The organism is Romboutsia sp., from assembly GCF_035470145.1.
Lineage (GTDB): Bacteria > Bacillota > Clostridia > Peptostreptococcales > Peptostreptococcaceae > Romboutsia_D.
In genome coordinates, this window is sequence record NZ_DATIRC010000083.1 from 1 (window position 1) to 13,450 (window position 13,450).

Below are 13,450 nucleotides of genomic sequence, written 5' to 3' on the forward strand. Positions count from 1 at the left end.
GATAGAGCATTAAATGAAATTATTAAGGATATGGAATCTGAAAAAGCTATGAATCGTTTAGTACAGGGAGACGTTGGGTCTGGTAAAACTGTTGTAGCTCTTTTAGCACTTGCAGATTGTGTTTTAAATGGTTATCAGGGTGCGCTAATGGCTCCAACTGAAATACTTGCAGAACAACATTATATATCGCTTACAGAGACTCTACAACCTTTTAGTATAAATGTTGGACTATTAGTAGGTAGTCTTACTAAAAAACAAAAAGAAAAGATATTAGAAAGAGTTAAAAATAAAGAAATAGATATATTAATAGGTACTCATGCTTTGATTGAAGACAAAGTTGAATTTAATAATTTAGGATTAGTAATAACAGATGAACAACATAGATTTGGAGTTAGACAAAGGAGTAAGTTATCTGATAAAGGAGAGAACCCAGATATACTAGTAATGACAGCAACACCTATACCAAGGACTTTAGCATTAATACTATATGGAGATTTAGATATCTCTATAATAGATGAACTTCCACCAGGAAGACAACCAATAGAAACTATTTCAGTTGATAAAGATAAAAGAGATAGAGCCTATAATTCTTTAGTAAGAAAGGAAGTTGAAAAGGGTAGACAAGTTTATATAGTGTGTCCCCTAGTAGAGGAAAGTGAAGCAATAGAAGCAAAAGCAGCAGTAGAATTAGTAGAAGAATTAAAGCTAGAATATTTTAGTGATCTTAGAGTAGGACTTTTGCATGGAAAAATGAAAGCTAGTGAAAAAGATGCTATAATGAAAAGTTTTAAAAATAAAGAAATTGACATATTAGTATCTACAACCGTTATAGAAGTAGGTGTGAATGTTCCTAATGCAACTCTTATGATAATAGAAAATGCAGAAAGATTTGGACTGGCACAACTTCATCAGTTAAGGGGAAGAGTTGGAAGAGGAAGTCATAAATCGTACTGTATATTAATCTATGCGTCTAAGTCAGAGGTTTGTAGACAAAGAATGTCTATAATGGAGGAAACTAATGATGGATTTAAAATATCAGAAAAAGACTTAGAAATAAGAGGACCGGGAGAATTTTTTGGAACAAGACAACATGGTTTACCAGAATTAAAAGTAGCTAATATATTTAAACATATAAAAATATTAAAATTAGCACAGCAGGAAGCTAGATATATAGTATCAGAAGATCACAAATTACAAAATTTTGAAAATAAAATGCTGAAAAAAGAAATTATAGATAAATTTGAGTACTCAGTAAAAGAAATTTCGTTAAATTAATTTGAAATTATGTTAAAATATACAAAGAGGTGAAGACACGTTGAGAGTAATATCAGGAAAAGTAAGAGGATTAAAGTTAAATACTCCTAAAAATGAAGATGTAAGACCTACTACTGATAGAGTTAAAGAATCTTTATTTAATATTATAAATCCATACATAATGGAAAGTGATATCCTAGATTTATTTGCGGGGACAGGATCTTTAGGTATAGAGTGTTTATCTAGAGGAGCAAAAAAATGTATTTTTGTAGATATAAGCAAAGAAAGCATAGCAATAGTAAAATCAAATATAAAAAAAGCAAGAGTTGAAAATGAAAGCGTAGTTTTAAACTTAGACTTTAAAGATGCTATAAATAAACTGAAAATCCAAAAAAGTAAATTTGATGTTATATTTATGGATCCACCATATTATAAAAATATGTTTATAGACGCTTTAGAAAAAATAGATAATGCAGATTTATTAGACGAAGATGGAATAATAGTCATAGAACATGATAGCAAAGATGAATTTCCTGAGAATATAGGGCGATTAGAAAAGTCCAAAGCTAAAAAATATGGGAACACAACTTTAACATTTTACAAATTATAGTTTTGAAATTCATAGATGCTACAGAAACAGACAGCGCCATTGGTGGTATAATAGAAGTGAATTCTGAGTAATGAGCGAATGAATGAATTTTAGGTAACGGACGAAGTCGTTGACGTTATGAGCGAAGCGAATTATATAAAGTGGAGGCCATAAGACGAAATGGAAAAAAAAGTAAGAAAGGCTATATTTGCAGGTAGTTTTGATCCAATAACAAATGGACATTTAGATATAATTTGTAGATCGTCAAAAATATTTGATGAATTACAAATAGGGGTACTTTATAATCCGAATAAAAAGGGCATGTTCAATTTTGAAGAAAGAGTAGAGCTTATAAAGAAATGTACTAGTCATTTGAATAATACAAAGGTAGTGAGTTTTGATGGGCTTTTAGTAAATTATTGTGAAGAACATGGAATAGATACTCTAGTAAGAGGGGTAAGAAGTGGGGCTGATGTTGAATATGAGTTACAGATGGCTCATATGAACAAAGAATTAAATCCAAATATAGAAACAATTATATTGCCAACAGCTACTAAGTACTCGTTTATAAGCTCATCTTTAATTAAAGAAGTATTAAAGTTTGATGCAGATATAAAAAATCTAGTACCAAAGGTTGTTTTGGAAGAATTAAAAAGAAAAGCTAATAGGGGGAAGTAAAAGATGTATGTAGACTTAGAAATGATTGAGTTATTTGAAGAATTAGAAAGTATAATAAATAATGCTTCTTCAATACCTTTTTCTCAAAAATCTGGTATAGACAAAAATGAAGTTTTAGGAATTATAGGTGAGATAAAAGTATTGATACCAGAGGAAGTTAAACAAGCTACTTGGATCAATAAAGAAAGACATAAAATAATAAATGATGCTAAACAAGAGGCTGCAAAGTTGGTAGATCAAGCTAATAAAGAAGCTGAGAGAGTAAGAGAAGAATATAATGATAATATAGAGGAGTTAAAGAAAAACTCTGAAGATGTTATTAAAGCATATGTAGAAGCAAGTGAACCAGTAGTAAAAGCAGAACAGCAAGCAAAGGATATAATTGATAGAGCTGAAAGGGTAGCAAATGAAATTAGATTAGGTTCTATAGAGTATGCAGATAATATACTTTCAAGTGTTGAGTATAATTTGAAAAGTGTATTAGAAGAAGTTTCAAGAGATAGAGCAGAATTAAATCCAGAAAGATAAAAAAGAAAGCATTAGCTTTCTTTTTTATTACTAAGGATTTATGAGTTATCAGGTTTATACAACTTTCGTATATGTGATTCAAAAAAATCAATAGATATAATATTTTAAGAAGGATTTTTTATTTTATAACTTGTTTTTTCTAGAAATATTAATGATACTAATATGTAAATTATTATTAATATAGGAAGTATTAATTTGTAGTTTTCTATGTAATAGTTCCAAATTGAGTTGTTATAAAGTACATTATATGCGCTAGAAAAATTAGATACTAAGATAGTTGATTTAAATAGTGGATATAATAAAAATGTAAATAGTCCTGCTAAAGTACCATGTAAAAATTTGCTGAATATGTACAAACCAACATTTATATCTGTTTTAGCTAAAAAGTTGCAACACTGAGCTAATATAGATAAACCACTAAAGCCTATTAAGAAACTAGCTAAAGTAGCTCTTAGAACTTCAGGTGTAGATATAACAGCAGCAATTTTATTACAACCTATAGTTATTTCAAATAAACCACTGATGAAGGCATAGCAAAGTTCCTTTGTAACGCCAAATAAAGATAAAGGAATATATAATATGTATGATAGTAAAAAAATAATTTTGAATAAAGATAAAATTTTAAAAATAACTGAAAAAACAATTACAAAACCGCCTATCATAAGTAAGGTATTTACAGCATTAAAAATAGCATTTCCAAATAAAACAAAAAAACCTTCATTATTAGAATATCTAGCGTTTATTACATTTTGAATATCTTCCCTTAGTGAGTGGGATGATCTTGGAATGAGTTCTTTACCGTGGTTTCTAAAAAATAACCCAACAGATATAGAAGCTAAATAATGGCAAGTAATCATTAAATAACCTAAGGATGAGTTTTGAAACATACCGGTTGCTACTGCTCCAATTATAAAAAGTGGACCAGATGTAGAACAAAAGGATACCAGTCTTTGAGCTTCAGATTTAGATATTTGATCATTACTTCTAAGCTCTGAAGCAAGTTTAGCACCAACAGGGTAACCAGAAATTGTTGATATTACAAAAACTAAAGCGCCTTTACCTGAAACATTGAAAATAAATCTTGTAACAGGATTTATTATAAAACCTATTAAATCTACTATTTTTAAATCTACAATTAAGTTAGCACCGATTATAAAGGGCAAAAGAGAGGGAATTAAAACGTTAGTCCAAATATTTAAACCTTCTTTTGCAGATGCTATAGATTCATTAGGAAATATTATTATCCCTAAAATTAAAAATAGAACAATGAACACAGGCATAAAAAAAATTACCAATTTACTTTTTTTCATATTATCACCTAACAAAATATATAGTATAAGATAATTATATTAACTTAATAAAATAGATATGAATAAAATAAATTAAGATATATAATATATATAGACAACAAGTTTTATTAGGGGGGGAATCAAATGTTTAATAGTATTTCAAGTAAAAAAGTTTATGAGCAGATTATTGAGCAAATACAAGAGAGAATACTAAATGGAGAACTTAAAAAAGGAGATAAGTTACCATCAGAAAGAGAACTATCAGAACAAATGAAAGTTAGCAGAACATCCATAAGAGAAGCTATTAGAGTATTAGAGACTATGGGAGTAATTGAAAGTAAACAAGGTGAAGGTAATTTTATATGTACTAATATAGAAAAATCACTAATAGAGCCTTTATCTATGATATTTAAATTAAATGATGGTACTTGGCAAAACGTATTAGAATTAAGAGAAGTTTTAGAATTACAAACTGTCAAAATTGCAGCTACAAGAGCCACAGAAAAAGAATGTATGGAATTAAAGAGTATAATAAATGAAATGAAAAAAGAAGCAGGTAGTACTTATAATAATAAAGCTATAGTTTTATTAGATCAAAAATTTCACAATAAATTAGCGGCTATTAGTAAAAATTATTTGATTGAAAGCCTTTTTATAACGGCATCAAAATTATTTGAAGGGTTTATAGAAGATGCGAGAGAAAAAATAATAAGTACACATTGGAGTGAAGAAGCTTTATTTGAAAAGCATAATGCGATATATGAAGCTATAAAAGAAAAAAATCCAGAACGAGCTTATGAAAAAATGAAAGAGCATATGGATATTATAAGAAAAAGTTATACAAAGTAAAATTGTTAGAAAATTGTTAATTTTCAAACAATGGTTGATATATATATTAATACCTAATACTATATAAAATATAAGTGGTAATACCACTGACCATCATTCAAGTGACCATCATAAAAAATTTAAAAGGGGGAAACTTGATGAATAAATATATCTTATTCTTAATAGCCACAATACCAATTATATGGCTAATAGTATCTTTAGGTATTATGAAATTACCCGCACACAAAACATGTCTATTCACTGCGATATTGACGTTCATAATAGCTCTTATATTCTGGAAGATGCCACTTATAGATGCAGTCACATCGTCTATAGAAGGAATTGCAATTGCTTTATGGCCAATACTTTTAGTTATAATTGCAGCTTTATTTACTTACAATTTAGCGGTTGAAACAAAGAGTATGGACACAATGAAAAAAATGTTATCTAGTATAACTACTGATGACAGAATCCAAGTACTTATACTAGCATGGGGATTTGGAGGGTTTTTAGAAGCTGTAGCAGGTTATGGAACTGCGGTTGCTATTCCAGCTAGTATACTTGCTTCAATTGGATTTAATCCGGTATTTGCGGCTATAATATGCCTTATAGCAAATACTGTGCCTACAGCATTTGGAGCAATAGGTATACCAGTTACTACATTAGCTACAGTTACAGGATTAGATGTAATGCATTTAAGTTATTTGACAGCACTTCAGTTAGCGCCATTCATAATAATAATACCTTTTGCCTTAGTTATACTTACAAAGAAAAGTTTTAAAGCAATAAAAGGAGTATTTTGGATAACTTTAGTATCAGGAGTAGCCTTTGCTATACCTCAAGTATTCATAGCTAAATACTTAGGAGCAGAATTACCTGCACTTATAGGAAGTTTATGTAGTATGTTAGCTACTATAGTAATGGCAAAAGTTATGAAAAGTAAAGAAGATATTGTCAGATTAGATAGTAAAGAATCTCAAGAAGGAAATGTTTTAGCAATACACAAAGTTACAGCAAAAGAAGGGTTATTAGCATGGCTTCCATATATACTTTTATGTATTTTAATATTAGTTGCTAGCCCTTTAGTCCCATCAATAAATCATTTTTTAGCAAACTTTAGCAGTAAAATTCAAATTTATAGTGGAGAAAGCACTTCACCTACATCGTTTACATGGATAAACACACCTGGTATGGTAATCATCATAGCTACATTTATAGCTGGCTTAATTCAAAAACTAAAAGTTTCAACAATGGTAAATGTATTTATAAGAACAGTAAAACAATTAACAAAATCATTTATAACAATAATGTCTATAGTAGCAATATCAAAACTTATGTCTCATAGTGGAATGACAAGTTCTATATCTTTTGGATTGTGTGCAATAACAGGAGAATTATATCCAATAATATCACCATTACTAGGAGCAATAGGAACTTTTGTAACAGGTAGTGATACATCGTCAAATATTTTATTTGGAGGGCTACAAGTAGAAGCAGCTAAATCTTTAGGAATAGATCCTTATTGGATAGCAGCAGCCAACACAGCGGGTGCGACAGCTGGGAAAATGATTTCACCGCAGAGCATTGCAATAGCTACTTCAGCGACAGGCCTTATTGGAAAAGAAGGAAAGATATTTAGCTCAACAGTTAAGTTTTGTTTAGGATATGTAATTATACTAGGAATACTAGTTTACTTTGGAAGATTTATTACGTTTTAATTAAATGAATATATTAGGGAGGAAATCATGCCTATTTTAACTGTACCTTATTCAAAGAGTGGAATGGTTTTAGACATTCCAGATAAAAACTTTTCAAAAGTACTACAATCAAAGTCTCATGATTATATAGTAAATAAAACACAAGAAGAATTAGTAGAAGAATCTATGAATAATCCGATAGGTTCATCTAGATTAGAAGAATTAGCAAAAAATAAGAAAAGTGTAGTAATAATAACAAGTGATCATACTAGACCAGTACCTAGTAAAGTTACAATGCCTATAATTTTAAGAAGATTAAGAGAAGCAAACCCAAATATAAATATAAAAATTTTAGTTGCAACTGGATTTCATAGGCCTAGCACAAGAGAAGAATTAGTTTATAAAATGGGTGAAGAAATAGTAAGTAACGAAGAAATAGTGATGCATATATCTACAGATGATTCTCAAATGGTTAAAGCTGGGGTATTACCATCAGGGGGAGACTTTTATTTAAATAAACTTGCGTATGAAGCAGACCTTCTAATAGCAGAAGGTTTTATAGAACCTCACTTCTTTGCAGGTTTTTCAGGAGGCAGGAAAAGTATACTTCCAGGTATAGCATCAGCAAAAACTATAATGTATAACCACTGTAGTGATTTTATAGATAGTAAGAATGCAAGGACAGGAACTTTAAAAAACAATCCAATACATGAAGATATGGTATATGCAGCTAAAACTGCTAACCTAGCATTTATAGTTAATGTAGTAATAGATCAAGATAAGAAAGTTATAGCTTCTTTTGCTGGAGATGTAGAAAAAGCACATACTAGAGGGTGTGAATTTGTAACAGATTTATCTAAGATAGATTCGCACAAAGTAGATATAGTTGTAAGTACTAATGGAGGGTATCCATTAGATCAGAATGTATACCAAGCAGTAAAAGGTATGACTGCAGCAGAAGCTACTTGTAATGAAGATGGAATAATAATAATGATTGCTGCATGTAATGATGGTCATGGTGGTCAATCTTTTTATGATAATATAGCTAATGCAAATTCTCCAACACAAGTATTAGAAAGAGTAAGAAATATTAGTAGAGGTGAAACAGTACCAGATCAATGGGAATTTCAAATATTAGCTAGAATACTAGAAAAATATACAGTAATAATGGTTACAGATCAATGTGACCCAGATATGATAAGAAACATGCATATGAAACATGCATCAAATTTTGATGAAGCTTTGCAAATGGCATTAAATATAAAAGGTAAGGATTCAAAAATTGTAGTTATTCCTGATGGAGTATCTGTAATAGTTAAATAGATAAGGGGGAAAATTCATGGAAATTTTAACGTGTATTAAGCAAGTTCCAGGAACTAGTGAAGTAGAAGTTGATGAAAAAACAGGAGTATTAAAAAGAGATGGTATAGATTCTAAAATGAATCCATATGATTTATATGCATTAGAGACAGCTTTAAGAATAAAGAAAGAAAAAGAGGCAAATTTAAAAGTTATAACTATGGGGCCTCCACAAGCGAAGCAAATAATAGAAGAGAGTTTTATGATGGGAGTAGATGAAGGTGCGATAGTAAGTGATAGAAAGTTTGCTGGTGCTGACGTACTTGCTACATCATACACATTGTCCCAAGGAATTAAAAAAATGGGAAATACTGATTTAATAATCTGTGGAAAACAAACAACTGATGGTGATACAGCTCAAGTTGGTCCAGAAATAGCTGAATTTTTAAATATACCTCATGTTACGAATGTAACTAAAATAATAGAAGTTAAAGGTGAAAGTATAGTAGTAGAAGTTGATATGCCAAATACATTAGAAGTTTGTGAAGTTGAGTACCCATGCTTAATAACAGTTGAAAAAGGAATTTTTCAACCAAGACTTCCTTCATTTAAGTTGAAATTACAAACTAAAGATAAACAAATACCAATGTATAGTTTGAAAGATTTTGAAGATCAAGATGAAAATAATTATGGATTGAATGGTTCTCCAACGCAAGTTTTAAGAATATTCCCTCCTACTTCTAATAATGATAAAGAAGTTTTAAGAGGAAATGCAAAAGAAGTAACAGATATAGTGGTAAACAAATTAAAAGAATTAAAGTTAGTGTAAGGGGGAATAAAAAATGGCTAAAATAGTTATAAATCAAGAAAGAGTAAAAGATTTCAATGAAGCTATAGATATATGTCCATTTGGTGCAATAGAAGTAATCAACAATAAATTAGAAATAAATTCAGGATGTAAAATGTGTAAGTTATGTGTGAAAAAGGGTCCGGAAGGCGTATTTGAATTTATAGAAGAGGCTAGAAAAGAAATAAATAAAGATGAGTGGAAGGGAATAACTGTATATGTTGATCATCATGAAGGTGATATACATCCTATAACTTACGAACTTATAGGTAAAGCTCGTGAAATGGCATCTAAAATAGATCATCCGGTTTACTGTGTATTTGTAGGGAAAGACATAAAAGATAAATGTGATAAGTTATTATCTTATGGAGTAGACGAAGTATTTGTATATGATGATATAGAATTTGAAAATTTTAGAATAGAACCATATACGAAGGCAGTGGAAAACTTTATAGAAAATGTAAAACCTACAATAATGTTAGTTGGTGGAACTACGTTAGGAAGATCTCTTGCACCTAGACTTGCAGCAAGATTTAAAACAGGTCTTACAGCAGATTGTACAATACTAGATATACAAGAAAATACAGATTTAGATCAAATAAGACCGGCATTTGGCGGAAATATAATGGCTCATATATATACACCAAATAATAGACCTCAATTTGCTACAGTTAGATATAAAATATTCTCAGCACCAGAAGAAGTTGAAAATGCAACTGGAAAAGTTACTTTATGTAGTATAAAGAAAGAAGAATTATATTCTAAAATAAAAGTTTTAAGTACGAAACCGAAAACTAAGGAAGTTGGATTAGAAGATGCTGAAGTAATAGTAGTTGCAAGTAGAGCAGTCAAAAAACAAGAAGATATGGATATGATTTATAAATTAGCGGATGTATTGGGTGCACAAGTAGCAGGAACAAGACCATTAATAGAGTCTGGATGGATAGACCCAAGAAAACAAATAGGACTTAGTGGAAGAACTGTAAAACCAAAACTTGTAATAAATTGTGGTGTATCTGGAGCTGTTCAATTTGTAGCAGGTATGCAAGGCTCAGACTACATAGTATCTATAAACAAAGATGAAAAAGCACCGATATTTGACGTTTCACATTTAGCGTTAATAGGAGATATATACGATATAGTTCCTAAATTAATAGAAAAAATAGAGAAAAAGCAATTAGAATTTGCATTAACTGTAGAGGAGTAGGGGGATGGATATGTATAAATTAATTGAAAAAAATGATGTAGATTTCTTAATAAGTGTTTGTGGTGAAGATAATGTAGTTGTAGGTGAAGATATAAGTGAGGATTTTTCGCATGATGAATTAGGTGGAGTAGAAAAATACCCAGAAGTACTTGTAAGTGTATACGAAACGGAGCAAGTATCTAAAATAATGAAGTATGCTCATGAAAATAATATACCAGTAACACCAAGGGGTCAAGGTACGGGATTGGTAGGAGCAGCAGTAGCTATCCATGGTGGTATAATGATAAATTTAAGTAAAATGAATCAAATATTAGAGCTTGATGAAGAAAATTTAACATTAACAGTAGAGCCAGGAGTACTACTTATGACAATTGGTCAATATGTTCAAGAAAGGGATTTGTTTTATCCACCAGATCCAGGTGAAAAAAGTGCTACAATAGCAGGAAATATAAATACTAATGCAGGTGGGATGAGAGCCGTTAAATATGGTGTAACAAGAGATTATATAAGAGGACTTGAAGTTGTTCTTCCAAATGGAGAAATAATAAATATAGGTGGTAAGGTAGTTAAAAATAGTTCAGGATATAGTATAAAAGATTTAATAGTAGGTTCAGAAGGAACATTAGGAATAGTTACTAAAGCAACATTAAAATTATTACCTCTTCCTAAAAAAGCAATAAGTTTATTAATACCTTTCCCTGATTTATCTATGGCTATAGATACTGTACCCAAAATAATAAAATCAAAATCAATACCAACAGCTATAGAATTTATGGAAAGAGATGTAATACTTGCAGCAGAAGAATTTTTAGGAAAGAAATTCCCAGATAATACATCAGATGCATATTTATTACTTACTTTTGATGGAAATACTAAAGAAGATATTGAAAAAGAATATGAAAATGTTGCTCACCTTTGTTTGGAAAATGGAGCATATGATGTATTTATATCAGATACACAAGAAAGAAATGAGTCAATATGGTCTGCTAGAGGAGCGTTCTTAGAAGCTATAAAAGCATCTACAACAGAAATGGATGAATGTGATGTTGTTGTACCTAGAGATAAGGTTGCAGAGTTTATAAGATACACTCATGACCTTCAAAAAGAATTAAATGTAAGAATAAAAAGCTTTGGCCATGCAGGAGATGGAAATCTACATGTTTATACATTAAGAGATAATATGGATGGTAAAACATGGGAAGTAAAATTAAAAGAAAGCTTTGATCATATGTATAGAAAATCAAGACAGCTTAGAGGTCAGGTTTCCGGAGAACATGGTATAGGATATGCGAAAAAAGGATATTTACATGAATCTCAAAGTGAGTCGTATATGGGATTAATAAAAAATATAAAAACTGCTTTTGATCCTAAAAACATATTAAATCCAGGAAAAATTTATTAAGTTTATAATAATTAAGCAGAGTATAGTTAAGAAAATTTACTCTGCTTATCCTAGTTATTTACTTTATGTATTTGTATTACTTTTAATATAAATAGGAGTTGTATAATAATCCATAGGTCCTTTTAATAAGTGTTTATTATTTTTATAGTAAATCATATTGTATATATTACTAGCTTTTATATCATAATCAATTAATGTTTTAAATTTATTATCATCCATGCTAAATGAAATATTTGAAAATTTATTAATAATGTTTATGTCAGAATTAGTTTTTATAGCTTTTAAGATTTGACGACCTTTGTCATTAAAAGCCAAAACCCTTATATAAGGCATATGGTTTATATTTTTGACATTATTCATATCATCTTTAGTTATACCGAGTAAAATATTATTAAGGGTACGTTTGATTTTAGTCAAAGTATACCTTTTTGACTTTATGGATAATTGTAAATCGTTAAGGGAATTAGAGGTAAATATATTTTGATATATTTTGTTTTCTATTCCTTCGTTAACATCAAAGTATGTATTTAAAATATTTATATCTCTAAGTACTATCGAATTAATTAAATCGAAATACTGGTGATCAAACATAGGTGAAAAATTATCACTTAATTTAGAATCTAAGATATTATATGTAGCATTAGGAACAACATTATGTATAAGAGATAAATTATTATAATCTTTTAAAGATCTTCTTATAGCTGTTGCAGAACATATATTACTATCTATATTTTCAGAGTTATACGAAGCGCACACTCTAGAAATTGTAAAAGGTTTTATATTACTTTTTAATTTTAGTAGACATTTGATATACTCTAGGCCTAAAATATTATTAGACGAATTTAATATTGATAAAAGTTTTTCCTTTGAAATATCTAGTAAATTAAATTTATAGATATAATCAAATAGAGCTAGACTACGAGCAGTAGGATAAAGCATACCCTCATCTAAGTACTTTCTAAAAAAAACTTTAAATTCATCAGGTTCATCAACTAATATCTTTGAAATTGTATAAAGAATATCAACATTACCTTCTTCACTACCAAAACAAATAGAATTTATACAGTTTAATGAGTTAAGCGTAGCTATAGCGCCATGAGCAAAAAGTTCTGCACTTTGACATGCAAACATGGTTGGCAATTCTATAACTAAATCGACACCATTTTTTACGGCTATTTCAGCACGTGTATATTTATCAAATAAAGCGGGTTCGCCTCTTTGTAAAAAGTTACCGCTCATTATAGCTACACTATGAGTAGCATTAGTTACTTCTAAAGATTTAGTTAAATGGTACAAGTGGCCATTATGAAAAGGATTGTATTCAACTATTAATCCTAGTATGTTCATAAAAATTCTCCTTTGGTTTATTCAAAAATAGAGGATTTCTTAAAAATATGTAGAAATCTAACAAATAAATTTTAGTAATTATATTATAATATTATAACAAATAGATAAAAATAATCTATGGTAAGTAAAATATATTGTTTTTTAGTAAATAAATTTATTAAATAATATATTCAAATAAATATATTAAATACTGTACTTTTATAAAAAAAAGTGGTATATTAATTTATGTCGAAATATGTTTACTGTATACAATATAAGATACTTTGTAAATATTAAGCCTAATTGGCTTGTTACATATTATTCATAAAATTTTAAGGAGGTATACTAATGAAAATATTAGTATTAAACTGTGGTAGTTCTTCATTAAAATATCAATTAATAGATATGTCAAATGAAGAAGTTTTATGTATAGGATTAGTTGAAAGAATAGGTATAGAAGGTTCTATACTTAAGCAAGAAAAAGATGGTGTTGAAGGTAAATTAGT

Annotated in this window: 12 protein-coding genes and 1 pseudogene; 11 read left to right on the forward strand and 2 right to left on the reverse strand. The window is 29.2% G+C overall.

Annotated elements, in window-relative coordinates; genetic code table 11:
- The 4 genes from recG to VLM92_RS02920 all read left to right on the forward strand — a co-directional run.
- A partial coding sequence (recG, locus tag VLM92_RS02905) for an ATP-dependent DNA helicase RecG (RefSeq protein ID WP_325274851.1) occupies positions 1–1,275 on the forward strand: 1,275 nt, incomplete at its 5' end.
- 19 nt (positions 1,276–1,294) lie between these two features.
- The gene (rsmD, locus tag VLM92_RS02910) at positions 1,295–1,864 is read left to right on the forward strand and encodes a 16S rRNA (guanine(966)-N(2))-methyltransferase RsmD (RefSeq protein WP_325274862.1); all 570 of its coding nucleotides are present in this window, start codon (positions 1,295–1,297) and stop codon (positions 1,862–1,864) included.
- Between the two features lie 159 nt (positions 1,865–2,023).
- On the forward strand, positions 2,024–2,521 hold the full coding sequence (gene coaD, locus VLM92_RS02915) for a pantetheine-phosphate adenylyltransferase (RefSeq protein WP_325274852.1): 498 nt from the start codon (positions 2,024–2,026) through the stop codon (positions 2,519–2,521).
- A 3-nt stretch (positions 2,522–2,524) separates the two neighbouring features.
- Positions 2,525–3,049 carry a hypothetical protein gene (locus tag VLM92_RS02920; protein ID WP_325274853.1) on the forward strand — a complete coding sequence of 175 codons (525 nt, stop codon included), beginning with the start codon at positions 2,525–2,527 and terminating at the stop codon, positions 3,047–3,049.
- A gap of 104 nt (positions 3,050–3,153) precedes the next feature.
- Here VLM92_RS02920 and ylbJ read toward each other — a convergent pair whose 3' ends face one another.
- Complete coding sequence (gene ylbJ, locus VLM92_RS02925) at positions 3,154–4,359, reverse strand: sporulation integral membrane protein YlbJ (protein ID WP_325274854.1); 1,206 nt, start codon at positions 4,357–4,359, stop codon at positions 3,154–3,156.
- A gap of 123 nt (positions 4,360–4,482) precedes the next feature.
- Between ylbJ and VLM92_RS02930 the strand changes: the two genes are divergently transcribed.
- The 6 genes from VLM92_RS02930 to VLM92_RS02955 all read left to right on the forward strand — a co-directional run bounded on the left by VLM92_RS02930 (position 4,483) and on the right by VLM92_RS02955 (position 11,618).
- On the forward strand, positions 4,483–5,187 hold the full coding sequence (locus tag VLM92_RS02930) for a FadR/GntR family transcriptional regulator (protein WP_325274855.1): 705 nt from the start codon (positions 4,483–4,485) through the stop codon (positions 5,185–5,187).
- 137 nt (positions 5,188–5,324) lie between these two features.
- A complete protein-coding gene (locus tag VLM92_RS02935) occupies positions 5,325–6,884 on the forward strand; it encodes an L-lactate permease (RefSeq protein ID WP_325274856.1) in 1,560 nt (519 codons plus the stop codon).
- A 27-nt stretch (positions 6,885–6,911) separates the two neighbouring features.
- A complete protein-coding gene (gene larA / locus VLM92_RS02940; protein ID WP_325274857.1) occupies positions 6,912–8,186 on the forward strand; it encodes a nickel-dependent lactate racemase in 1,275 nt (424 codons plus the stop codon).
- 16 nt (positions 8,187–8,202) lie between these two features.
- Positions 8,203–8,991, forward strand: a complete 789-nt coding sequence (locus tag VLM92_RS02945) for an electron transfer flavoprotein subunit beta/FixA family protein (RefSeq protein ID WP_325274858.1) — start codon at positions 8,203–8,205, stop codon at positions 8,989–8,991.
- Between the two features lie 13 nt (positions 8,992–9,004).
- On the forward strand, positions 9,005–10,216 hold the full coding sequence (locus tag VLM92_RS02950; RefSeq protein WP_325274859.1) for an FAD-binding protein: 1,212 nt from the start codon (positions 9,005–9,007) through the stop codon (positions 10,214–10,216).
- Between the two features lie 10 nt (positions 10,217–10,226).
- Complete coding sequence (locus VLM92_RS02955) at positions 10,227–11,618, forward strand: FAD-binding oxidoreductase (protein ID WP_331681665.1); 1,392 nt, start codon at positions 10,227–10,229, stop codon at positions 11,616–11,618.
- A gap of 63 nt (positions 11,619–11,681) precedes the next feature.
- Here VLM92_RS02955 and VLM92_RS02960 read toward each other — a convergent pair whose 3' ends face one another.
- Positions 11,682–12,965: a nucleotidyltransferase gene (locus tag VLM92_RS02960; protein ID WP_325274861.1), complete on the reverse strand. Its 1,284-nt coding sequence runs from the start codon at positions 12,963–12,965 to the stop codon at positions 11,682–11,684.
- 327 nt (positions 12,966–13,292) lie between these two features.
- Between VLM92_RS02960 and VLM92_RS02965 the strand changes: the two are divergent.
- A pseudogene (locus VLM92_RS02965) lies at positions 13,293–13,450 on the forward strand (acetate kinase); the annotation flags it as partial.